General features: G+C 46.3%; 26 protein-coding genes and 1 riboswitch. Of the genes, 13 read left to right on the forward strand and 13 right to left on the reverse strand.

What is annotated here, in order from left to right; translation table 11 throughout:
- From G7Y45_RS19080 to G7Y45_RS19110, 7 genes are read right to left on the reverse strand one after another with little or no spacing between them, the layout of a single operon-like run.
- On the reverse strand, positions 1-900 hold the full coding sequence (locus G7Y45_RS19080; RefSeq protein WP_022010995.1) for an NAD(P)-dependent oxidoreductase: 900 nt from the start codon (positions 898-900) through the stop codon (positions 1-3).
- A 1-nt stretch (position 901) separates the two neighbouring features.
- Positions 902-1,981: a CDP-glucose 4,6-dehydratase gene (rfbG, locus tag G7Y45_RS19085; protein WP_165016113.1), complete on the reverse strand. Its 1,080-nt coding sequence runs from the start codon at positions 1,979-1,981 to the stop codon at positions 902-904.
- 5 nt (positions 1,982-1,986) lie between these two features.
- Positions 1,987-2,763 (reverse strand): glucose-1-phosphate cytidylyltransferase, encoded by a 777-nt coding sequence (gene rfbF, locus G7Y45_RS19090; RefSeq protein ID WP_165016115.1) that lies wholly within the window; start codon positions 2,761-2,763, stop codon positions 1,987-1,989.
- Positions 2,764-2,800: 37 nt separating this feature from the next.
- Positions 2,801-4,144 (reverse strand): lipopolysaccharide biosynthesis protein RfbH, encoded by a 1,344-nt coding sequence (gene rfbH / locus G7Y45_RS19095; protein ID WP_165016117.1) that lies wholly within the window; start codon positions 4,142-4,144, stop codon positions 2,801-2,803.
- An 18-nt stretch (positions 4,145-4,162) separates the two neighbouring features.
- Positions 4,163-5,260, reverse strand: coding sequence for an MraY family glycosyltransferase (locus tag G7Y45_RS19100; protein ID WP_005808196.1), 1,098 nt, complete (start codon positions 5,258-5,260; stop codon positions 4,163-4,165).
- 51 nt (positions 5,261-5,311) lie between these two features.
- Entirely contained in the window at positions 5,312-5,797 is a 486-nt protein-coding gene (locus tag G7Y45_RS19105; RefSeq protein ID WP_005808198.1) for a UpxZ family transcription anti-terminator antagonist, read from the reverse strand.
- A 44-nt stretch (positions 5,798-5,841) separates the two neighbouring features.
- The gene (locus tag G7Y45_RS19110; protein WP_032538091.1) at positions 5,842-6,381 is read right to left on the reverse strand and encodes a UpxY family transcription antiterminator; all 540 of its coding nucleotides are present in this window, start codon (positions 6,379-6,381) and stop codon (positions 5,842-5,844) included.
- Positions 6,382-7,112: 731 nt separating this feature from the next.
- Between G7Y45_RS19110 and G7Y45_RS19115 the strand changes: the two genes are divergently transcribed.
- Positions 7,113-7,505 carry a hypothetical protein gene (locus G7Y45_RS19115; RefSeq protein ID WP_005781156.1) on the forward strand — a complete coding sequence of 131 codons (393 nt, stop codon included), beginning with the start codon at positions 7,113-7,115 and terminating at the stop codon, positions 7,503-7,505.
- A 70-nt stretch (positions 7,506-7,575) separates the two neighbouring features.
- A complete protein-coding gene (locus tag G7Y45_RS19120) occupies positions 7,576-9,735 on the forward strand; it encodes a VapE domain-containing protein (protein ID WP_165016119.1) in 2,160 nt (719 codons plus the stop codon).
- A 231-nt stretch (positions 9,736-9,966) separates the two neighbouring features.
- Here the strand turns inward: G7Y45_RS19120 and G7Y45_RS19125 are convergent, their stop codons facing one another.
- Complete coding sequence (locus tag G7Y45_RS19125) at positions 9,967-10,212, reverse strand: DUF4248 domain-containing protein (RefSeq protein ID WP_005790540.1); 246 nt, start codon at positions 10,210-10,212, stop codon at positions 9,967-9,969.
- A gap of 267 nt (positions 10,213-10,479) precedes the next feature.
- Between G7Y45_RS19125 and G7Y45_RS19130 the strand changes: the two genes are divergently transcribed.
- Positions 10,480-10,950 carry an HU family DNA-binding protein gene (locus G7Y45_RS19130; protein ID WP_032535435.1) on the forward strand — a complete coding sequence of 157 codons (471 nt, stop codon included), beginning with the start codon at positions 10,480-10,482 and terminating at the stop codon, positions 10,948-10,950.
- Between the two features lie 31 nt (positions 10,951-10,981).
- The gene (locus G7Y45_RS19135) at positions 10,982-11,077 is read left to right on the forward strand and encodes a smalltalk protein (protein WP_156127618.1); all 96 of its coding nucleotides are present in this window, start codon (positions 10,982-10,984) and stop codon (positions 11,075-11,077) included.
- 169 nt (positions 11,078-11,246) lie between these two features.
- Here G7Y45_RS19135 and rpiA read toward each other — a convergent pair whose 3' ends face one another.
- From rpiA to G7Y45_RS19150, 3 genes are read right to left on the reverse strand one after another with little or no spacing between them, the layout of a single operon-like run.
- Positions 11,247-11,948 (reverse strand): ribose 5-phosphate isomerase A, encoded by a 702-nt coding sequence (gene rpiA / locus G7Y45_RS19140; RefSeq protein WP_005781172.1) that lies wholly within the window; start codon positions 11,946-11,948, stop codon positions 11,247-11,249.
- Positions 11,949-11,977: 29 nt separating this feature from the next.
- Positions 11,978-12,118, reverse strand: a complete 141-nt coding sequence (locus tag G7Y45_RS19145; RefSeq protein WP_022011774.1) for a hypothetical protein — start codon at positions 12,116-12,118, stop codon at positions 11,978-11,980.
- Complete coding sequence (locus tag G7Y45_RS19150; RefSeq protein ID WP_165016121.1) at positions 12,099-13,103, reverse strand: DUF3843 family protein; 1,005 nt, start codon at positions 13,101-13,103, stop codon at positions 12,099-12,101. The genes G7Y45_RS19145 and G7Y45_RS19150 overlap by 20 nt, the downstream gene beginning before the upstream one ends.
- Positions 13,104-13,175: 72 nt before the next feature.
- Here G7Y45_RS19150 and G7Y45_RS19155 point away from each other — a divergent pair, with 72 nt between their 5' ends.
- The 4 genes from G7Y45_RS19155 (at position 13,176) to G7Y45_RS19170 (ending at position 15,439) form a co-directional block, all read left to right on the forward strand.
- Entirely contained in the window at positions 13,176-13,709 is a 534-nt protein-coding gene (locus G7Y45_RS19155) for a GNAT family N-acetyltransferase (RefSeq protein WP_165016123.1), read from the forward strand.
- A 165-nt stretch (positions 13,710-13,874) separates the two neighbouring features.
- Positions 13,875-14,228, forward strand: coding sequence for a helix-turn-helix domain-containing protein (locus G7Y45_RS19160; protein WP_005808213.1), 354 nt, complete (start codon positions 13,875-13,877; stop codon positions 14,226-14,228).
- A complete protein-coding gene (locus G7Y45_RS19165) occupies positions 14,215-14,952 on the forward strand; it encodes an ImmA/IrrE family metallo-endopeptidase (protein WP_165016125.1) in 738 nt (245 codons plus the stop codon). Before G7Y45_RS19160 ends, G7Y45_RS19165 begins: the two co-directional genes overlap by 14 nt.
- Entirely contained in the window at positions 14,915-15,439 is a 525-nt protein-coding gene (locus tag G7Y45_RS19170) for a hypothetical protein (RefSeq protein WP_032535438.1), read from the forward strand. Before G7Y45_RS19165 ends, G7Y45_RS19170 begins: the two co-directional genes overlap by 38 nt.
- Positions 15,440-15,575: 136 nt before the next feature.
- Here the strand turns inward: G7Y45_RS19170 and ruvA are convergent, their stop codons facing one another.
- On the reverse strand, positions 15,576-16,178 hold the full coding sequence (gene ruvA, locus G7Y45_RS19175) for a Holliday junction branch migration protein RuvA (RefSeq protein WP_005821598.1): 603 nt from the start codon (positions 16,176-16,178) through the stop codon (positions 15,576-15,578).
- A gap of 158 nt (positions 16,179-16,336) precedes the next feature.
- Here ruvA and G7Y45_RS19180 point away from each other — a divergent pair, with 158 nt between their 5' ends.
- The 5 genes from G7Y45_RS19180 (at position 16,337) to G7Y45_RS19200 (ending at position 22,862) form a co-directional block, all read left to right on the forward strand.
- Positions 16,337-17,236, forward strand: a complete 900-nt coding sequence (locus G7Y45_RS19180; protein WP_005821599.1) for a diaminopimelate dehydrogenase — start codon at positions 16,337-16,339, stop codon at positions 17,234-17,236.
- A gap of 128 nt (positions 17,237-17,364) precedes the next feature.
- A complete protein-coding gene (locus tag G7Y45_RS19185) occupies positions 17,365-18,015 on the forward strand; it encodes a hemolysin III family protein (protein ID WP_165016128.1) in 651 nt (216 codons plus the stop codon).
- 123 nt (positions 18,016-18,138) lie between these two features.
- Positions 18,139-18,322: riboswitch (cobalamin riboswitch) on the forward strand.
- Between the two features lie 32 nt (positions 18,323-18,354).
- Positions 18,355-20,748: an anaerobic ribonucleoside triphosphate reductase gene (locus G7Y45_RS19190; RefSeq protein WP_032539763.1), complete on the forward strand. Its 2,394-nt coding sequence runs from the start codon at positions 18,355-18,357 to the stop codon at positions 20,746-20,748.
- Positions 20,749-20,755: 7 nt separating this feature from the next.
- Positions 20,756-21,220, forward strand: coding sequence for an anaerobic ribonucleoside-triphosphate reductase activating protein (gene nrdG, locus G7Y45_RS19195; protein ID WP_005781186.1), 465 nt, complete (start codon positions 20,756-20,758; stop codon positions 21,218-21,220).
- Positions 21,221-21,455: 235 nt separating this feature from the next.
- Positions 21,456-22,862, forward strand: a complete 1,407-nt coding sequence (locus G7Y45_RS19200) for an MFS transporter (protein ID WP_165016131.1) — start codon at positions 21,456-21,458, stop codon at positions 22,860-22,862.
- 7 nt (positions 22,863-22,869) lie between these two features.
- Here G7Y45_RS19200 and phnW read toward each other — a convergent pair whose 3' ends face one another.
- Positions 22,870-23,958 carry a 2-aminoethylphosphonate--pyruvate transaminase gene (gene phnW / locus G7Y45_RS19205; protein ID WP_165016134.1) on the reverse strand — a complete coding sequence of 363 codons (1,089 nt, stop codon included), beginning with the start codon at positions 23,956-23,958 and terminating at the stop codon, positions 22,870-22,872.
- Between the last annotated feature and the right edge of the window lie 6 nt (positions 23,959-23,964).

Here is a 23,964-nt window from a genome sequence, read left to right on the forward strand (position 1 = left end):
TTATTGTTTTAAATAATCAGTTAGTCTTTTTTCGTTATCAAAATGGATATTGCATCCCGTTATTGATGATAGTTTAGCTATGGAGCATTTAAGATCCATAGCTTCATTCTCCCGATAGGGTAAAGCACCGTAATTCACATCCGATGACGAGTGAAGATATGCTTTACAATGCTCGATAATCTGTTTCAAAGAAATACTTTCTCCGCTACTCACGTTCACAATCTCCCCAAGACATTTGAAATGGTTCTGTAAAAGGGATTCTATTGCACAAGAGAAGTCATCCACATAAATAAAATCTCTTTTCTGTTCACAGGGGGAAACATTCAAAGGAAGCCCGGATCTCAGTTGTCCGACAACATAGGGGATGAATTTATCCTTATTCTGAAGCGGACCAAACAAATTACCGGGTCGGACAACCATTATCGGAAAGCCATAATTCCGATACAACATCATGGATGTATTGGTTGTCAATTGCTTGACCAAGGCATACGGAGAGTTAGGACACTCACGGTCTTCCTCCCGAAAGGGAGATTGTTCAGAACCATACTCTTCAGAACTGCCGAACTGAACAAAAAGTTTCAACGAGGATTCTTCTTTGAAACGTTCATACAAATTGAGAAGGATCTTTAAGTTGGACGAAATTAGTTCATCAAACAAAGACATATTCCGCTCCGCCGTCACTATCGAAGCAAGATTTATGATATAATCAGGTGATGGTACATCCTGTGGGATCCGTTGACTTACCAAATCCAGTTCCGTTGTTTCAATGGAGGGACAAGATGTAAAGAAGGGCTGATCAATATACTTATCAAATACATGCACATGATATTTTTGAGACAGATATTGTGCCAGGTTCTTGCCGATAAAGCCGCTCCCTCCAATCAGAAATACTGTTTCCATCTTATTTCTGTATAAAATTAACTATCTGGTCAACACAAACATCATATACCTCTTCTTCCCGGTATCTTTTATACCAGTCCACCGTCAACTCAACCGTCTGCTCAATATTCATCTTCGGTTCCCAACCTAAACGGAATTTTGCCTTCGAAATATCCAGCATCAACAACTTCGCTTCATGCAACGCATGCGGATCAGAAAGGTCACGAAGTTCACCGGAACCGTAATTATTCACTACTTCCGTAGCCACATCCCATACAGTAGAGATTGACTCGGCTCTCGGACCGAAGTTCCAGCCTTCACAATATCTCGTAGGATCACTCCACATCTTCTGCGCAAGCAGCATATAGCCACTCAGCGGTTCAAGTACATGCTGCCAGGGACGGATAGCTTTCGGACTTCGGATATTGATAGCCGCTCCAGATTCCAAAGCCTTGATGCAGTCCGGAATGATACGGTCTAAAGCCCAGTCTCCACCACCGATAACGTTACCAGCTCTTACACTGGCGATGGATTTTCCGTGTTTATCGTATTGCTCGGGGTGAAAGAAAGAGCGACGCCACGAAGCAATCGCGATCTCAGCGGCTCCCTTGCTACTGGAATAAGGGTCATAACCGCCCATAGGCTCGTTTTCACGATAGCCCCAGATTTGCTCTTTATTCTCGTAACATTTATCTGTGGTAATCATCACACCTACCTTCACGCTATCCGTAGAACGGACTGCCTCAAGAACATGGATTGTTCCCATTACATTGGTTTCGTAGGTTTCAACAGGGATGTCATAACTCAAGCGAACCAGAGGTTGGGCAGCAAGATGAAAAACAATCTCAGGTTGATATTCCTGAAAGATAGCCTTTATACGCTCACCATTGCGGATATCGGCACGAAGGTCGGCCTTAATTTTCTCGCCGATACCGGAAAGTACGAAATTGTCTCGAGCCGTAAAAGGGTCTTGAGCCACACCAATCACCTCGGCCCCCAATTCATGCAACCAGATGGAGAGCCAGCTACCTTTAAAACCCGTATGACCAGTGACAAGGACGCGTTTGCCCCGATAAAAATTATCAAATATATCAATTCCCATACGGCTTACCACACTTTCCAGGGAGCGACTCCCTGATCCCACATTTCATTCAATTCTGTATTGTCTCTCAGAGTATCCATCGGTTTCCAGAAACCCGTATGGCGGAAAGCGTGCATCCGGCCCGCCTTGGCTATAGACTCGAGGGGCTGACGCTCAAAGATGGTGGAGTCACCCTCAGGGATATAATCGAACACTTCGGGTTCACACACAAAATAGCCCGCATTGACCCAATTACGGTCCCCGTCGGGCTTCTCCTGGAAAGAGAGGACCTTGTCCGTATCGAGATCAAGCTGCAAGGCGCCGAACTTACCACCGGGTTTGTAGGCCGTAAGGGAAAGGAGGCAGCCCGAAGACTCGTGAGCCTTCAGGGTATCACCGATGTTCAGGTCGGTGACACCGTCACCATAGGTCAGCAGGAAACGTTCGTTCCCGAGATATTTCTGTACACGCCGGATACGTCCGCCCGTTTGGGTATTCAGCCCGGTATCGACCATCGTGACTTTCCAGTTCTCGGAATGGTTGTCCAGAATGGTGGTCGTATTGTTGGAAAGGTCCACGGTCATATCGCTGTTATGACGGAAATAGTTGGCGAAATACTCCTTGATGATATATTGTTTATAACCGCAGCAGATCACGAAATCGTTGATGCCGTAATGGCTGTAGGTTTTCATGATATGCCAGAGGATGGGTTTACCACCGATCTCCACCATAGGTTTGGGGATCAGGTTAGTGGCTTCGCTCAGGCGGGTGCCGAAGCCACCGGCTAAAATGACGGCTTTCATTATGCTTGACAGATTACTGAAGGTTAATAACCGGAAATTACTTGCGGGAAGAGACAAAGTCACGGATCGTACCGATCATGTGGTCGAGCATGACACGGGTCATGCCCGGATAGACACCGATCCAGAGGGTATGATTCATAACGTAATCAGTACCTTCCAGATTGCCGATTACGCGGTAGCCCTCACCCGTGGAGCGCATTTCATCAAAGGCGGGATGCTTCAGAAGATTGCCCGCAAACAGGTTGCGTGTCTGGATCTTCCTGCTCTCCAGGTGTTGGGAAAGGTCGTTACGGGTGAAGCCAGCATCTTCCTTCACCGAGATGAGGAAACCGAACCAGCTCGGGTCGGAGTTCTTCTGCGCTTCGGGAAGGATAAGGCCAGATGTACCCGCAAGGCCTTCTTTCAGGTAGGCGAAATTCGACCGCCGGGCTTCGACAATGGAGTCCAGCTTCTCAAGCTGGGCACAGCCGATGGCGGCCTGCATATCGGTCACTTTCAGGTTATACCCGAAATGGGAATAGACATATTTATGGTCGTAACCTACCGGAAGGTCGCCGAACTGTTTGCTGAAACGATATTTGCACGTGTTGTCAACGCCCCCGATACACCAGCAGTCACGGCCCCAGTCACGGAAAGAGTTCACCAGTTTGTGCAGCAGAGGATCATCGGTATAGACAGCACCGCCCTCACCCATCGTCATGTGGTGCGGAGGATAGAAACTGCTCGTACCGATATGGCCGATCGTACCTGTTTTCTTTTCCACACCACCGATTGTATAAGTAGAGCCAAGGGCATCGCAATTATCCTCTACCAACCAGAGGTTATGTTTATCACAGAAATCTTTGACAGCCTGCAAATCAAACGGGTTACCCAAAGAGTGAGCAATCATTACCGCTTTAGTTTTGGGAGATAATGCGGCTTCCAGTTGAGTCACGTCAATATTATATTCCGGCACAGTCACATCCACGAAAACGGGAATAGCACCATACTGGATGCAGGGGGTCACCGTTGTGGGAAAGCCGCAGGCTACCGTGATCACTTCATCGCCCCGCCTGATCCTGCGCTCACCCAACTGCGGGGAGGTCAGGGCCATAAAGGCGAGAAGGTTGGCCGAAGAGCCCGAATTGGTCAGGGAGCAATACTTCACACCCAGCCATTCGGCAAAACGGATTTCAAACTTCCGGGCCCAAGGACCGGCGGTCAGCCAGAAATCAAGGGAGGAGTCAACCAGATTCACCAGTTCGCGGTCATCGAAATAACGGCCACCGTAGTTGACAAAACTCTTACCGGGTTCAAAGAATTGGGATTGTCCGTGAACCTCTTTGTAGTATTCCCGGGTTAAATCGAGAATTTGTTGCTTCAATAGATCTTTTTGAGACATATCGTATAATTATTTTTCTTATTTCTGTTTTTTATCTCTTACCCTGTCAAACCATAAATTCAGTCCCACCCACACAGCAATATCCGCCAAAAGCATCACCGTGTTGTCAACCACCGGAACCAACAGAATATTCACCGCACTAAATGCACAAGAAATCAGCAAGATCGTTATCATCGCCTTTCTTGGTGTGAAACCCATTGCCAGGAACTTATGATGAATATGGTTCTTGTCCGGTTCGAAAGGGCTCTTGCCACTGCGAACACGAACCATCACCACACGGATCACGTCGAATGCCGGGACAATCAGCGTACTGAAAGCAATCACGAAAGCACCTTCGGTATACGGGGTGACATCCGGATTGTACTGGCTGTATTTGATGGCAAGGAAAGAGAGCACATAGCCCAAAGTCAGGCTACCCGTATCACCCATAAAAATCTTACGGGCACGTTCCGCACTGCCGAAGACGTTATAGTAAAAGAAAGGGACCAGCACACCGAACGTGGCAAAGGCGAGCATGCTGTACGTCCAAAGTTCTTTCTGCATGAACAGGAAGCCGAAGACAAGCAGAGCAACGCTGCTCAGACCGGAAGCAAGACCGTCGATACCGTCAATCAGATTGATGGCATTGGTGACAAAGACAACCAGAAGAACCGTAAAAGGCATACCTATCCAGGCAGGAAGGGCATACAGACCGAAAAGCCCGTAGAAGTTATTGATCCAAAGGCCGGCCAGGGGAAAAAACGAGGCACAGATGATCTGGATCACAAATTTCTGACGGTAGCGTACTCCGACAAGGTCATCGGCGATACCCGTCAGATAAAGCAAAGTCATCCCACAGACCAGAAACATGCACTCGGGCAGCAAGTACACCGCACGGAGGGCAGGAACATCATAACCCATCAGGATGCGAAGTGCGAACACACCGCAAGAGGATAACAGGATGGTGGGAAAGAAAGAGACACCGCCCAAACGGGGAATGGCACGTTTATGAACCTTGCGCTCACTCGGCATATCGAAAAGCTTCTTCCGCAAAGAGATAAGCAGGATGCGGGGAATGATAAGCCGGGCAATCGAAGCAGAGATGACAAAAGCCAATATGATGAAAAGGATATTCAAGACAAAGGGGATTTAGGTTATATACAGTGTTGTGTCGAAAAAGAAAAGAGTTCACTCCTCTACTTCCCAGTTGGGATAAGGATTCTCTTCAAGGCTGCGGAGTTGTTCGGCAATCTCACATTCATCGCCGGAAAGGGCACGCTCTCCCCAACTGTCGATGATGCTGTGTGCCTCACGGGAGAGATCGTCGTCAAATACTTCGCCATAGCAATAAGTCAGAAGCTGCACCTTCAGCAAAGAAGCGGGCAGGCGGTCGAGCACTTCCCAACAACGGTTCAGGATCTGCTGGATGCGGACTTCCTTGTCACCGTTATTGTAGATCGTCGCGTTATAACCCATCAGAAGCGAAAGGCACAAACGGGCTTCTTCCTCGTCGGTGGAGCCATGATGGGGATATAAAGTGTTGGCACGGCTGAGTACATCACCGTTCAACCGGCTGAAGTGGTCGCTGTAGATGGGGCTGCCATCGGAACCCAGATACAGAAGTTCGTGCGCCAAGGTGTACAAAGCGGTAATTTGAGAATCTAAAGAGTTCATGGGAATATTTACTATTTACGATTTACTGTCTGCTATTTTACTGTTTAAAGATCGAGCGGCTCGATTAGAGAAGGATGGATGTAGGTGGTGGCAACGGCCATCACTCCCTGGATGGAAACCATCACGCGACGGTCGTTTTTCACACGGATGAACTCACCTTCGACACCGGCAAAAAGACCACCCGTCACACGCACACGCTGGCCTTTACGGAAGGCAACAGCGGAAGGCTCCAGGTAAACCAGTTGCTGCTCGTAACTGCCGGCAACCGCCATGAAGCTGCGCATCTGGGAGTCCGGAACAACAATCGGCTGGCGACTTTCCCGATCCATGATATAACGGATCGGAAGGGATATACCCATCTCTTCTTTGATACGGTCGATACGTTCACGGCACGAACGGACGAATACCAGATTATGAACAGCGGGAACCAGTTTACGCACTCGGCGTTCGTTCTTCACGATATACTCGTAGCGCATCGGGATGAAATTCTCGATGGATTCGCTGTCAAGGTACGTTTTCAAAGAAAGTTCGCGGCTGTAGGTGACTCGCACAGCATACCAATGGATGTTGTCGGATTCCTTCACTAAAGGGTATTCTTTGGGGACACCGGAGTACGAAAGTACCTCCCGGTCAGATGATGTAATGCGAATATCAGTATTACTTGCATTCATGTGATCTCAAGACTCTCCCCTATCACAGCAGGAGAACGATGAAATGTTATGTAAGTACCCTGAAATTGACCATTTCCAAGAAACAGAAGAATTTCAGAGATAAAGCTCTATGAACGAATGAATTAGAAGTCATTGATGTTTCAAAAAACGTTCGTTCAATGGAACAAAGGTAAACAGCATTTTTATTATAGCAAAATATTTTTATAAATAAATTTGTTTTCTCTTTTAATAGTACTTTTATCTATCTGTGAATCAATCAATTATTAAAACTCTTAAATTAGCTTTTCTTTTTTTGAATTTTTCTTTTTGGAGATTTTAAAATTCTGTCAAAAATGGTGTTTAAACAAACGAACGTTTTTTGAAACATACTCTTTTCTATTTACACTAAAATCCCCCTATTCACCGACGCCCTTTATATAATCGCGCACACGCGTACACGCATAATACTCTCTTTTTAAATTGATTTTACCCTGTCATGAAAACAGGTCAGGTATACTTAACCTATTTTCAGGACGGGGTGAAACATCAATTAAAAGTAAACAATATACGCGTATATAACGGATTATATACTAAGAACAGTTAATTTTGCCTTCGTAATAATAAATCATATTAGACAAAATGAGCAAAAAAAACCGAATGAAGGAATGATTCTCAACATAGAAGACATTCCTTATGTAGTAATTACAAACGGAAAAACTGACGAGAGTAAGAGAATTTTAGAAACACTGGAAAAGAAACCGGAAAAACTCGACATAACTACTCACAGAGAGCTGGTTATCCTCTTTTTCTTATGGTTGAATTACCAGCAAAAAGGAACGAAAAAGCGCAAAGGAATCCGTGAATTGGCACATATCATGTACCGTATGCTATACTTCGGACAGAAACAAAACCCCACAAAGGAGATGTCAGTACAATCCATTGAAACAGAAATATTTAACACACTAAAATTTCTGAAAGAGGAGAAAAAGGGAACGGATAAAGATCTGGAAACAAACATCTTAGACGAAATAAAGACATTCTTCAAAGAAAACGTCTAACAAGGTTTATAAAATCATCCCTAATTTTACAGCCGCAGACACTTACGTCGAGCTTAAAGAAAACAGAAAAATGGAAAACATTAGTATTACTACTTACAGGGGCTTCAGCAAAGTAAAAGGGAGATGCTCCCTGAATGAATTAATCGAAAAGGTACGCAGCAGTCGCTATGCCGCCCTGATTGAGAAAATAGGAAGGCATATTAGTGAAGGGAAAACCAAGGAAGCGGAGAACGTAAAACGGCAGCTGGACTACTTCACCGTCACGGCAAACTACCACGAATGCAGGCTGGCGCATAGTATCGCCGCATACAATGACATCATCACCATCGACCTGGACCATCTGCCCGAAAAGGAGCTGGACCGGATACGGGCCCTGATAGAAACAGACGAAGCGACACTCGCCTGTTTCCTCACCGCCAAGCAACACGGATTCAAGGTGCTCGCCTATCCGGTAAGCCTCGAAGCGGAAGGGTGGCGAAACGCGTTCTTCCGGACACCGGCAATCACTTACAGCCGGTTGGAGCAGTATCACGCGGGAATGTACGAACTGGCCCGTAAACACTACGAGAAACTTCTGGAGACGGAAGTGGACACCAGCGGAAAGGACTTGTCGAGAGGTGTCTTCGCTTCGTATGACCCGAGGGCGTTTTACTCTCCCCGGCGGGTGGCACACATCCCGCAACGGACATTCACCATCGAAGCCCCCGAACCTGCACGGAGGGGAAGGCAGAAGGAAGAGCCCGCAACGGACCCAACAGGGGAAGTCAGCGCCTACACGTGCATGGAATTCAACAAATGCCTCAGCTCTACCCGCAGGCTGATGAAATACACAGAGGGAAACCGCAATTCGTTCCTCTTCACCCTGGGAAACAAATGTTTCCGAAAGGGACTTGAAGAGGCGGAAGTCAAGCGTCTGGCAGCAGTGAAATTAGGGGAGGACGGACAGATGGATACAGACACCCCCATCGCGAACGCCTACACATATACGGACAGAACGGAACGGGCAGAGGAGAAAAAAAAGATACCGCCCGTGGAACAGGTGATAGACTATCTGAACAAGAATTACGCTTTCAGGAGAAATACGGTACTCGACCGACTGGAGATGTGCGACCTGTCCAAAACAAAGGAGGGAAAATCATTCTACGCCATGCGGAACAAGGATCTCAACTCCATCTTCCTGAACATCAGCAGACAGGGCATCGCCTATCCGCTCAACAGCCTGAAGTCGGTCATCGACTCGGACTATACACCGAAGTTCAATCCCTTTACCGACTACTTCGGAGGAAACGTGCGGTGGGACAGGACAACCGACCACATCGGGAAACTGGCGGACACCATACAAGCGGAGGATCAGGAATTCTGGAGAGAAGGATTCCGGCGCTGGATCGTAGCCATGGTGGCCTCGGCGCTCCAACCGGGTAAAGCCAACCAGCAAGCCCTGGTGCTGCACGGGGCACAGGGAAAAGGAAAAAGCACCTGGATACGGCACCTGCTGCCCCCGGAACTCGGAGAATATTACCGCAACGGAATGATAGACCCGGCAAACAAGGATGACCTCTTGCTGCTATCCACCCGGCTGCTGATCAACATGGAGGAGTTTGAGGGTGTGAAGACAGGAGACATCGCCGAACTCAAACGGATCATCGGACAGGAGAACGTCACCATCCGGAAGGTATACGACACTCAGGCGCAGCTTTATCCCCGGAGGGCATCGTTCATTGGCAGCACCAACAACATGCAGTTCCTCAGGGATTACGGGGGAAACCGGCGCTTCCTGGTCATTCCCGTAAAAGCCATCGACTACCGCACTCCGGTAGACCACAAAGGGATATACGCACAGGCGGTGCAACTGATAGAAGACGGTTTCCGCTATTGGTTTGAAGGAAACGAGATAGACGACATCAACACCCGAAACGAACGCCACCGCATGAAAGACCCACTGGAAGAGAACCTGTATGTTTACTTCCGTCCGGCAGGAGAAAAGGACTTTGAGGTGAAATGGAAACCCGCCGCCGCAATACTGGCTACTCTATCTGTATACGGACGGACACAAGCCAACGCGCAAACGCAACAGGTGTTGGTACAGATTCTGGAAAGGGATGCCTTCGGCAAGCGTGTAAACGTCCATGGCATTACGGAGTATGCCGTAGTGGAACTCAGCCAGCAGGAGGTGAGCGAAAACTTCAGGAAAAGGGAGAAGGGAAAGGAGATGGAAGAGTTACCGTTTTAAAAGTATCGGAAAGAAGGAGATAGAAGAGAAATGCCCCGTAACAATATATGTTATTTCGATTACATATATTGTTACGGGGCAGGACATATATTGGCGTTTTATTGACAAAAAGATATTAGCTGTTTTGATTAAAATCAATACCTATTATTTTTAAACTTGTGCATAAATTACACAAGTTCAACTTCTTATCAAATCTTCCGAACCAATACCGGTATTGGTTTCTCTCTAATTTTATGCTCCCGGCTCTCCCATATATCGAAAGATCAGACGAACTTCCTTGGGCGTAAATGAATGGCGGTATTTATAGTATCCCACCTCCTCGAGCGCAGCCATCAGGAGTTTGTTGTGCCGCATCCAACGGCTGAGATTATTGAGGGCGGCATTTTCAGACAAATGGGGTGCATAAAGCAGAGCCAACTCGACTTTTGTATATACACGGATAGGAAACTCTCTCTCGTCATCTTCTAAATCTTTCATGTTTTTCAATTTTAAATTAATAAATAATCGGAACTTTACAATAGCATAAAGATAACAAAAACAAACGACATATCATAGCAGAAGTCATACTATTTCACAAAACATTCATTGATTTTCAATCTTTTATCCATACCGCCTCAACCCACGTCAACAAGCACAAAACAGGGGTTACAAAGCGGTATCTTTGACATACCGGAAGAAAGGGAAAGAGCTCGTCCGACCTTCCGGATGCATTCTTAATTATTAACCATAAAAAATTATCGGACAATGGCAGTTCCATACAAAAAAATCGCGAGAAAGGATCCGCGAAAAGCGGATGCTATAGAGAAATTTTATCCGCAACTGGTCACTTTAGGTCAAAGCGCAAGCCTGGAAAGCATTGCGTACGAAATGAAGGAGAAGAGTTCGTTATCATTAGGAGATATCAAAAGTGTACTCACCAATTTTGTAGAGGCGATGCGTACCTCACTCTACAACGGGCAGTCGGTCAATATCCGGGATTTCGGAGTATTCAGCCTTTCGGCACGCACCAAAGGGGTGGATGCGGAAAAAGACTGTACGGCCAAAAACATAATGGCGGTGAAAATAAACTTTCGTCCGTCGTCGAGCGTACGTCCGAACCTGACATCGACCCGGGCCGGTGATAAAATCGAATTCATCGATATCAAAGCCGCACTGGAAGGAAAGGAAACGGGAAAAGACGGTGACGGAGACATTGTGGATGACCCAACGGCATAAATCAGAATCACATGAAAGGAGGTGTAGAAAAATGAAGAAATCAAACTGGAACACAATTTTAAAAGTAATGATCGCAGTGGCATCTGCCATACTGGGAGTCCTTGGAGGAAATGCGATGAACTTGTAGGCAACGAAAGCTAAAAGGGATGTGTCATAACTCTTTTCACCACGGAGTAGCACAGAGTATCACAGAGTCTTTTTATTAATAATCAGCAACTTAAAATCACCTCTGTGTCACTCTGTGGTGGGTTTTGATACATCCTCTTCAGTTTTCGTACTATCAACCGTTTCCGATCTTATTTTGCTACCATCACCTCGACATCATATCCCATAAACAGTCCGTTTTCTATAACACCCGTCACCGACTTGATTTCTTTTTCAAGAGACGAATGAATATTGCTGAACCAGGCATCGAGAATCAAGTTTCCACTTTCGGTGATCACAGGGCCATCTTTACCTTTAGCCGGCCTCAGTTGGGTACGTGAAGCACCCATTGCCCGGATTTCCCTCTCTACGTAGGGCAAAGCCATCGGAAAGACTTCGACGGGGACAGGAAAACGGCTTCCCAGAAAAGAAACCTGTTTGCTTTCGTCCACCAAAATGAAAGTACGGTTGCTGCTGCTTATCAGCAGCTTCTCCTTGAACAGCGCTCCGCCTCTTCCCTTGATCAGATTGCGGTCGGGATCTACTTCATCTGCTCCATCGAAGGTCCAGTCGGGACGGCACATCCATAAAGTAGTCTGCGGAATGCCCAAGCGGACACATTCCATCGATATCTCCATCGAAGCAGGAATCACGGTGACGTGCAGATTCTCCGTACGTATCCTTTCGGCAATAGCGAGCAATGCCAGATATACGGTCGATCCGGAGCCAGCCCCAATGACCTCGCCTTCTTGTACGCGCATGGCAATCATACGGGCCAACCTCTCTTTACTCTCCCGGTTGGTTATCGTGTCCGACCATTGGAGATGTTCCATCAAACTACTTTCCCATTTCATAATAAAACCTGTTTATAACAGATAACAACTTATTTCACCCTACGGTTCAGCTGGTTATTGGCTTTTGAGGGTTTCGACTTTCCGATCCGCTTACCGGTAGGTTTCTTGCCTCCCGAAGCTTTGGGACGTCCGCTACCCGGACGGTCATTGCTATTTCCGCTCTTCTTCATAAAAATCTTCATTATAATATTTACCTAAATACCTGCGGGCTATGAAATCCCAGTTCTCGTGCAACAGCCTCCTGCCATCCCCGAAAGGAAAAGCGACCTCCGGCAATAAGCCGTGCTGCATGGCATAGTGCAACAAGTCGATGGGACAAAGCCCCGGAATATAAAACAATTCGGCCCCTTCTTGTTCGGCAATCTCCGGATTATATTCCGGATTTCGTTCGTCGCGGAAACAAGCGGCAATATTGGGAGCCAGCAAGACACCTTTCGGATTGGCAAAAAACACAAAATCTTCTTCATCGGCCAACTCGGGCATTAACGAATCTTCTTCATCGGCCCACTTCAACGCATCGACACAGAAGCGACGCAAATCAACATAGTCTTTTAAATATACAATCTGTTTTCCTCCGGAAGCACTCAGGAAGTTCGCTACATCACGGGGGAGATTCATTTCCGGCAAGACATCCAAAACAGGACCCGGAGGGGGTAACAAGGCACGGACATCCGGAAACCACTCCGTGGATTCATCACCGGTAAGGGGAGCCTGTTCAAAATGGGCATCGAGCACCGCATATACATCGGATGCGAGCTGAAGCAGAGAACTGTCAAACGGATTCCAAGGAGACGGAGAACTATCCGTGACAGGAGAAAGAAGCGTCCACAGCAGAAAAGATACATCCTCGGGATTTATTTCATCATCGGCATACGACTCTGTCAGTGTGTAAAAAGGCAGGAAACGTCCATACAACTGTTTATGCAACCGGATGAATGTATTCCAGCTACCGGAATTATTCACACAATCTTCCAGATACCAAGTGAAATAGAGAACAGCCCGGTTCTTATGAATCATCTGTCCGGTAAGCTCCGACTTCTCAAATACGGGCAACAGCCTGTTGGCAAAATCCACGTACCACTGATCGGTATCTGCCGATTGCATGCGTGGATGGGCTTCCATCCACTGTTGACGATATATTTTTTGCAATTTCATGAATTGTAGTGTTGATTTACGGAAACAAATGTACTTCTTTTCTGATAAGATTAGCTACATTTGCGGCAATTAATGAACTTTACGGCAATGGATATTACGCTCAGAACGCTCACGGAAAACGACTTGCCTTTTGTAAAAGACATCTACGATTATTACACCCTCCACACGACAGTGGTGTACTTTGTACACTGCGCCTCCATCGACGAACTGAAAAACTACATCCCCGTAGGCGATCCCGTCTACCGGTCGTTCATCATTGAAACTCCCGAAGGAACTCCTTGCGGATTCTGCTATTTCGCACGTTTCAAGCCCCGAGAAGCCTTCCGCATTTCGGTAGAACTGACCCTCTACCTGAAGCCGGAGTTCACAGGTCAGGGGTATGGAAAACAAACCATACTCCGACTGGAAGATATCATCCGGCAAGAAGGCTTCAGCAATATAATGGCACTGGTTTCGGGAGAAAACGAAGCCAGCATACGCCTGTTTGAGAGATGTGGCTTCGAGTGTTGCGCAAACATCCGGCAGGTAGCGGAAAAGTTCGGCAAAAAACTGGATTTGAGGATGTATCAGAAAATTATTTCAGACAATTCATACCTCACTCCCTGAAAGTCATGAAAGCCGATGATAAAAACACATCCACACAAAAAGTTCTCTTCAAATCTGAAGGCACGATTAGATAAAGAACTATAAATGAGGAAACATTACGTGGCAATATTTGTATATACAGAAAATTATAGGTAATTTTGCCACAGAATATAGAAGAAGAGCAGAATGAAAACGGTTAATCAAATTATTGGAGAGAATCTAAAAAAGATTAGAGAGTTATCCGGTTTTACGCAAGAACAAGTAGCACGATCTATTAATATAGAACGCTCTACTTACAGCAATTACGAAGGAGGAACAAGAGAGGTTCCTTATACTATTTTGGAAGATATCTCAAATTTATTCGGCTGTGAACCTTTTATATTGTTTGAGGACAATATTCAGACGAATAATGAAATCATGGCTACAGCTTTCAGAATTTCAGATTTAGGAGAAAATGACCTGAAAGAAATAGCTGCTTTCAAGGATATCGTAAAGTCTTATCTCAAAATGGAACGCATTGCCCAAAATGAAGCCGAATAAATTTATCATAGAGAAGCAAGTCTCAGAATTTCGCACGGACAATGGGCTTAGTGCCACCGAGCCCATCACCTTGAAAAGTTTACTTTTGAAACTAAACATACTCACTGTTTTCAGACCTTTATCCGACAACTTCTCAGGAATGTGCTTGAAAGATAATTCAGAGCACCGTTTCATGCTTATCAATTCTAATCAACCACGAGGAAGGCAACACTTTACGATAGCTCACGAATTATACCACCTTTATATAGAGAAAAAACCGGCTCCTCACAAATGTAATCCGGGATGTGGCAGCAAAGATCCGATAGAACAATGTGCCGACATGTTTGCTTCCTCTCTATTAATGCCGGAGGGCGGTATATGCCAGTTAATACCTGAAATGGAATTAAAAACCAAAAACATCTCGATGGCAACAGTCCTAAAACTTGAACACTATTTTTCCGTTTCCCGTTCCGCTCTATTGTATAGATTACAAAATATCGGACTTATAACAGAAAGTACACGTTCCAAATTGGCAGAAATAAAAGTAAAATACTCTGCCAAATGTTTCGGATATGACACAGCTTTATACGAACCGGCCAACGAAGGACTGGTTATCGGTGATTTTGGTGAAAAAGCCCGCAAGCTATTCGAACAGGAAAAAATTTCAGAAGGTCACTATATAGAGTTACTCCATAAAATAAACATCAATGGAACACAAGAAAACGAAGATAGTACTCGATGCTGATGTAATTATCCATTTCATGGAGGCTAATTATTTCTCAATATTACCCGATATATTTCCGGAGTACGAATACTTGATATTGGATGTGGTATATAATGAAATTTCCCAAAATTCCGGTACAAAAGATTTTATAGATAAGTATCTCCATTTCTTCCCTAAATTGAAAAAAGAGTTTTTTTCCCCAAAGAGGGAATCAATGAAAGAGTTCTTTTTATTGCAACGCACTCTGGGAAAAGGAGAAAGTGCATGCATGATCTATTGCAGAGACAACCGAGACGTATTGGGGAGCAGTAACCTGAAAGACATAAAAGAATATTGCTCCAAGAATAATATTACCTATCTGACTACACTTGATTTTTTATATTATGCTTACTGCAGAAAGAAAATGACAGAGCAGGAGTGTAAGGAATTCATGCAGGAAGTAAATAATGCGGGAAGTAAACTTCCAATCATCGACATAACCCAATATGCATGTACCGTACAAATTTAAACTCACACATTTCAAGAAAACAAGACCAACACAACGACAAAGCCCTATCGCAGATTACATAAACAATCACATTTCCTTCCTCTACGCTGTAACTCTATTATGCAATCTGCGACAGCAATGCCCCTTCCGTCCGCTCTCAGAGTCTTTTTAAAGCCAGCTTAATGACTTTCTCCACCGGAGCATCGGGCTCTTCCTTCAGAATGGCAAGCACCACTTTCTGAGAAGGCGCTGCGGCAAAGCCCAGCATCGTCAAGGCGGCAACGGCTTCTTCCTGCACTTCCGCATTCATGGCCGGAAGCAATGTACCGGTCACTCCTCCGGTGGCAGCAGCCACAGCACCCGTTTTAATTTTGTCTTTCAAATCGACAATGACCCTTTGCGCTGTTTTCAGTCCGATACCCTTCACCGTCTTCAGCATATTGGCATTTTCGGTACTGATCACATTTACCAGTTCGGCCGGTGAAAGAGCGGAAAGAATCATGCGGGCCGTGTTTCCTCCAATGCCCGAAACGGAAATCAGCAGCAGGAAAAGTTCCCGTTCCTGCTTGTCGACAAAGCCATATAAAACGTAAGCATCTTCGCGGATGGCTTCGTAGATATAGAGTTTACAACTGCTCTTACCCTGAATGGCAGAATAAGTGTTGAGTGATATATTAACGGCATATCCTAATCCGTTACAATCGATAACTGCGGTTGCCGGACTCAGTTCGGCAATCTCGCCTTTGATGTATTCTATCATAATGGTTATAATCAGAACGCAAAGATAATAAATATTGTGCTTCACGAACCTTGAATAACAAAAACTAACTTTAACACCCCTAAGAGACCTGAAAACAAAGAAAATGACTAATTTTGCAACCGAAATAAAGAAATGTGTTAAACAAAACCAATAAAAAGATGAAAAAAGTAAGAGCAGCCATCGTAGGTTATGGCAATATTGGTCGTTATGTGCTGGAAGCCCTCCAAGCGGCTCCCGATTTTGAGATAGCAGGTGTGGTTCGTCGTGCAGGTGCCGAGAACAAACCGGCTGAACTGAATGATTACGCAGTAGTTAAAGATATAAAGGAACTTCAGGGAGTAGACGTGGCTATTCTTTGTACTCCGACCCGCAGCGTTGAGAAATACGCAAAAGAAATCCTCGCAATGGGAATCAATACAGTGGACAGTTTCGATATCCACACCGGAATCGTAGATCTCCGCCGTGAACTGGGTGCTTGTGCCAAAGAACACGGGGCGGTATCGATCATCTCGGCCGGATGGGATCCGGGAAGCGACTCCATCGTACGCACCATGCTCGAAGCAATCGCCCCCAAAGGCATCACTTACACCAACTTCGGTCCGGGTATGAGCATGGGCCACACGGTAGCCGTGAAAGCAATCGACGGAGTGAAAGCGGCTTTATCGATGACTATCCCTACCGGAACAGGAATCCACCGCCGCATGGTATACATCGAACTGAAAGACGGATATAAATTTGAAGACGTGGCAGCCGCAATCAAATCGGACGCTTATTTCGTGAACGACGAAACCCACGTAAAGCAAGTGCCGAGCGTGGATGCACTCTTGGACATGGGACACGGTGTAAACCTGACCCGCAAAGGTGTATCGGGAAAAACCCAGAATCAGTTGTTCGAATTCAACATGCGCATCAATAATCCCGCACTGACCGCACAGGTACTGGTATGCGTGGCACGCGCTTCGATGAAGCAGCAACCGGGATGCTACACCATGGTGGAAGTACCGGTAATCGACCTGTTGCCGGGCGACCGCGAAGAATGGATCGGACATCTGGTATAAATCTGCTGCCTGATACAAGATACTTCTAAAAAGGAAAGGATGACCGCAGATTTTAAGAGGGTGTGTCGAAACTCTCAAATCTGCGGTCATCTTATTAAATTGCTACCACATCACCTATATACACACGAATGGAGAACAAGCGATATTCACACGGCGAAGAATTATCCAACACCCTAAGTCATGGTGCAGGTATTCTGTTAGGTATCACCGCAGGATATTTTCTGTTGGAAAAAGCACTTGCCAACCCACATCCCTATTGGGCGACAGGTTGTGTGCTGGTCTACCTGGCGGGAATGCTGGCATCCTATATCAGTTCGACCTGGTATCACGGTTCAAGACCCGGCAGCCGTAAAGAACTTCTCCGCAAATTCGACCACGGCGCCATCTATCTGCACATAGCAGGCACTTATACCCCGTTTACCTTATTGGTATTGCGCCATGCCGGTGGCTGGGGCTGGGGAATATTCGCTTTCGTATGGCTGTCGGCCATCGTAGGCTTCATACTGGCCTTTAAAAAACTGAAAGAACACAGTAATCTTGAAACAGTCTGCTTCGTCGGAATGGGTTCTGCCATCCTGGTAGCCCTGAAACCTTTGATGGACTGCCTCTCCGCCATCGGAGCTTCTCCCGCCTTCTGGTGGCTTATCGGAGGAGGGGCTTCCTACATCATGGGAGCCGTATTTTATTCGTTGCGAAAACCTTATACACATGCTGTTTTTCACCTGTTTTGTCTGGGCGGAAGCATAGGGCATATCATAGCTATCTGGCTGATTCTTTAGCAAACTTCATTTAAATTTCATGCCCGAAAGTTTCCCGTTTTGGAAAACTTTCTGTATCAGGAAGAAAGAAAAGTTCTCCAAAAATTCTTGTTAAAACAAGAACAACTTATTGCTTTAACTGTTACCTTTGTAGCAGATTTCAGCACTAAAAAGAGGTTTAGTCACGAGGGAACGCTGTGCAAATCGGCGACAGTACCCGCTGCTGTAATTCTCTGAGAATCCGCACACTATGCCACTGCGCCCAGCGTGGGAAGGCGTTGCGAGGGAGAGATAAGTCAGAAGACCTGCTGAAAAAGTAAACATATTAAAAAAAATCTAAAGCTTTCGGGAGTTAAAGTTATGAACTACGCGGAAATTTGTATCATCAAACGAGATGGTAAAAGGGAGGACTTCTCCATCAGTAAAATCAAGAACGCTGTATCAAAAGCGTTTAGTGCCACAGGAATCAATGATGAACAGCAATTGATTGCTGACATCACGATGAACGTAATCGGACAATTTGCATCTCCTACCATTACGGTAGAAGAAATTCAGGACCTGGTAGAAAAAGAGCTGATGAAGGTTCGTCCGGAAGTAGCCAAAAAGTACATCATCTATCGGGAATGGCGAAACACCGAACGAGACAAAAAGACCCAGATGAAGCATGTGATGGACGGTATCGTAGCTATCGATAAAAACGATGTCAACCTGAGCAACGCCAATATGAGCAGTCATACCCCCGCCGGACAGATGATGACATTTGCCTCGGAAGTAACCAAAGACTATACATATAAATATCTGTTGCCGAAACGTTTTGCCGAGGCGCACCAATTGGGAGACATCCACATCCATGACCTGGATTACTACCCGACCAAAACCACGACTTGTATCCAGTATGACATGGATGACCTCTTCGAACGTGGATTCCGCACCAAGAACGGCAGTATACGTACTCCGCAAAGCATTCAAAGTTATGCTACCCTGGCTACCATTATTTTCCAGACTAACCAGAACGAACAGCACGGAGGTCAGGCCATACCGGCATTCGACTTCTTTATGGCAAAAGGGGTAAGCAAATCATTCCGTAAACACCTGGCATCATTCATCAGCTTCTATGTACAGATGAACAAGGGTGAAGAAATAGAAGAAAAGGCTATCCGTACAGTGATTGCCGAACATCTGTCGTCCATCAAAGCATCGGAACTGGAACGCGAAACGCTGCGCATGGCCCTGACTGCCCTACAGATCAATATCGACAAAGAACATCTGAACCAAATTATAGAGAAAGCATTTGTGCAGACTCAGAAAGATACGCACCAGGCCATGGAAGGCTTTATCCATAACCTGAACACAATGCACTCACGCGGTGGAAACCAGGTAGTGTTCAGTTCGATCAATTATGGAACAGACACTTCGGCCGAAGGACGCATGGTGATTGAAGAATTACTGAAAGCAACCGTAGAGGGACTGGGCACAAGGGGAGAAGTGCCGGTATTCCCAATCCAGATATTCAAGATAAAAAACGGAGTATCGTACACAGAAGCCGATTATGAAAAGGCTATGGCTAATTTCGATGCTGCCATGGAAGGTAAATTAAAATTTGAAGCACCCAACTTCGACCTGTTCCTGAAAGCTTGCCACACTACGGCAAAAGCACTCTTCCCTAACTTTATGTTTCTGGATGCCCCGTTCAACCAAAACGAAAAATGGGACGCCAACGACCCGCAACGTTACCGTTACGAACTGGCCACCATGGGATGCCGCACACGTGTGTTTGAGAACGTAGCCGGCGAGAAATCGTCTTTGGGACGCGGAAACCTTTCGTTCACTACACTCAATATGCCGCGCCTTGCCATCGAAGCCCGTATCAAAGCAGAAAATATGACGGAGGACGGACACAATAAAGATGCCGTCGAGAAAAAGGCTAAAGAAATTTTCATCGAATCGATACATGAAACGGCTACCTTGATAGCCGAACAACTCTACGAGCGCTATCAATATCAGCGTACAGCCCTGGCACGCCAATTCCCCTTCATGATGGGAAATGATGTATGGAAAGGAGGAGCTGCCCTGAACCCGAACGAACAAGTAGGCGACGTGCTGCGCAGTGGTACGCTGGGTATCGGCTTCCTGGGTGGACACAATGCCATGGTGGCTCTCTATGGAGAGGGACACGGACACAGCCAGAAGGCATGGGACACCCTTTATGAAGCCGTGCTGGAAATCAACAAGGTGGCTGATGAATACAAAGCCAAATACAATCTGAACTATTCGGTGCTGGCTACACCCGCCGAAGGACTTTCAGGACGTTTCACCCGTATGGACCGCCGTAAATACGGAAAAATCAAAGGAGTGACAGACAACGATTATTATGTCAATTCTTTCCATGTGGATGTAAAAGAGCCGATCAGCATTGTAGAAAAAATAAAAAGAGAGGCTCCGTTCCACGCTATCACCCGCGGAGGGCACATCACTTATGTGGAACTGGACGGAGAAGCCCAGAAAAACGTACGCGCCATTGCCAAGATCGTAAAAGTAATGTTTGACGAAGGTATCGGCTACGGTTCTATCAACCACCCGGTAGACACCTGCCACAACTGCGGATACAAGGGAGTGATTTACGATAAATGTCCCGTATGCCAAAGTGAGAATATCCTGCGCATGCGCCGTATCACAGGTTATCTGACGGGCGACCTGAGTTCGTGGAACTCCGCCAAACGGGCAGAAGAGAGAGATCGCGTGAAGCATCTGTAATAAAGTCATGAATATACTTTATACATATCCGGAAACGATTGTCGACGGAGAAGGTATCCGGTATTCCATCTATCTGGCAGGTTGCCGGCACGGCTGTCCGGGTTGTCATAATCCGGAAAGTTGGAATCCGCAGGCCGGAGATGAATTGACAGAAAAGCGTCTGGACTGCATCATCCGTGAAATCAATTCGAATCCGTTGCTGGATGGAGTGACTTTCTCCGGTGGAGATCCCCTTTACAACCCGGAAGCGTTTCTTCCGCTTATCCGGAGGATAAAAGAAGAGACAGGACAGAATATCTGGTGCTATACAGGATATACGTACGAAGAGATTCAGGCAGATCCGGCACTGGCTGCCGTACTACCTTATATAGATGTATTGGTGGACGGACGCTTCAGACAAGAACTTTACTCTCCACATCTGGAATTCAGAGGTAGCAGCAATCAGAGGATTATCAGGCTGACATACACATGAAGGCGTATCGGAAGCAGAACTACAGATGACACAGATTTACATGGATTGCTGATTCATTTTGCTGATTATCAACAATAAGATCCAGTGTAAATCTGTGTCATCCGTATTGAAAAAGACTTCCGCTACATGCCTCGCTGAAATTCATGAATTAAAAAAACTTATATATCATTGTACTCTCAAACCGAAGAAGCTTGACTTTGTTTACCTTTGTGGCAGTTCTTTTAAAAGGTTCTTTATGGCTCAGCTTACACAAACTTCGGAAATTGACGAAACTGACGGTCTCCCCCTCCATCGCCGCATCTGGGCAGTTGTCGGCATCTCTTTCGCCTTATGTATGTCGGTGCTCGACATCAATATCATCAATGTAGTACTCCCGACCCTCTCGCACGACTTCGGAACTTCACCTGCGGTCACAACCTGGATCATCAACGGGTATCAGCTCGCCATTGTGATATCGCTGCTTTCGTTTTCGTCGTTAGGCGAAATATACGGATACCGGAAGATCTTTCTTTCAGGCATTGCCATGTTCATAGTCACTTCCCTGATATGTGCCCTCTCCCATTCGTTCTGGACTCTGACCCTTGCCCGCATTTTCCAGGGCTTCAGCGCCTCAGCCATCACGAGTGTCAACACTGCCCAGTTACGTACCATCTATCCCCGAAATCAGATAGGAAGAGGAATGGGGATCAATGCCATGGTAGTGGCCATATCGGCTGCAGCCGGACCTTCGGTGGCAAGCGGCATTCTTTCCATCGCCTCGTGGCATTGGTTGTTTGCCATCAATGTCCCTCTGGGGCTTGCAGCCCTGATATTGGGATGCAAGTACCTGCCGAGAAAAGAAGAACGTTCCAACCGGAAATTCGATAAGCTCAGTGCCATAGCCAACGCTATCACCTTCGGACTGCTTATCTATACACTGGACGGATTTGCCCATCACGAGAAAAACGATTATATAGCCATCCAACTGGCTGTATTGGCCATTGTCGGCACGTATTATGCCCACAGGCAACTGAACCAGCCGTCCCCTCTTTTACCGCTCGACCTGCTGGGAATACCTATCTTCAGGTTATCGATCCTGACTTCCATCTGTTCGTTCACAGCACAGATGCTGGCTATGGTTTCTCTTCCTTTTTTCCTGCAAAACTCACTGGGATACAGCGAAGTAATGACGGGATTGCTGCTGACTCCGTGGCCCATCGCCACATTGGTGACAGCACCGGCAGCCGGATACCTTGTGGAGCGCATCCACCCCGGCATACTGGGTAGTATCGGTATGGCATTATTCTGCATCGGGCTCTATTCTTTATCTACATTAACAGCAGATTCATCGGTCATCAGTATCATTCTGCGATTGATGCTTTGCGGTGCAGGTTTCGGTATTTTCCAGACGCCCAACAACAGTACAATCATCTCTTCCGCCCCTACACAACGTTCGGGGGGAGCCAGCGGAATGTTGGGTATGGCACGGCTTTTAGGACAGACATTCGGTACAACGCTGGTTGCTTTACTCTTCAGTTTCGTAGTACACGAAAAAAGTACAGCGGTCTGTCTGATAGCAGGCAGCGGATTTGCTTTTGTCGCAGCAGTAGTGAGTAGTATGCGGCTTTCACAACCTTCTACGTTAAAGACAAAAACTCAATAATCATTCATTAGTATTCAGTCTCTCTCACAACTTCTACCAAGCGGGCAAAGTCCTCCGGATGTACATCTCCGATGTTACCGATACGGAAAGTATCCGCTTTTGAGATTTTTCCGGGATAGATAACAAATCCCTTAGCTTTCAGAGCAGTATAGAAATCTTTAAAATCGAATCCTGCTTTCGGGTAAAGGAAGGAAGTGATGATAGGCGACTGGATAGCATCATCGAGCAAAGTCTTGAATCCCAGCGAACGCATACCCTCCACCAATACCCGGTGATTCTCGCAATAACGCCGGTAGCGCGCCTCTACTCTTCCCTCTTCAATCAGTTCGGTAAGAGCTTGCTTGAATGCACGCACCACGTGGGTGGGTGAAGTGAAGCGCCATTTGCCATGTCCTTTCTCCATTGTCTCCCACTGGTCATAAATATCGAGTGAAAGTGAGCGGGCAACTCCTTTGCAACGCATCAACTCGGAACGACGGGCAATGATGAATCCAAAACCCGGCACACCCTGGATGCACTTATTGGCACTGCTGATCAGGAAATCGATTCCCAGTTCACTGACATCCATCGGGATACCTCCGAAGCTGCTCATAGCATCCACAATAAGCTTCTTACCATGCATTTTCACGACATGCGCCAACTCTTTCAACGGATTCAGGATACCGGTAGTCGTTTCGCAGTGAACGAAAGCCACGTGAGTAATGTCTGAGTTATTGCTCAGGTAATCGTCTACATAGTCTACCGATACCTGTTCCGTTTCTTCAAAAGCAAGGAGATCATAGTCGATATGATAATATTCGGCAATATTTCCCATACGGTCACCATAAGCACCATTACTGCAAATCAGAAGTTTATCGTTCTTTCCGATGGCAGCACCGATAACTGCTTCCACACAATAAGTGCCGCTACCTTGCAAAAGTACGGAAGTGTACTCCTCCGTATTGCGAGTGGCAATGCCTACCAGTTGTTTACGCATTTCCTCCACAATGTGCAGGTTATAATCCTCGTCCCATGTACACCAGTCGGTCATCATGGTTTCTTTTACGGTTTCTGATGTGGTAAGAGGTCCGGGAGTTAATAACAAATAAGGTTTCATATCGTT

This window comes from Bacteroides sp. ZJ-18 (assembly GCF_011038705.2).
GTDB classification, from domain to species: domain Bacteria; phylum Bacteroidota; class Bacteroidia; order Bacteroidales; family Bacteroidaceae; genus Bacteroides; species Bacteroides hominis.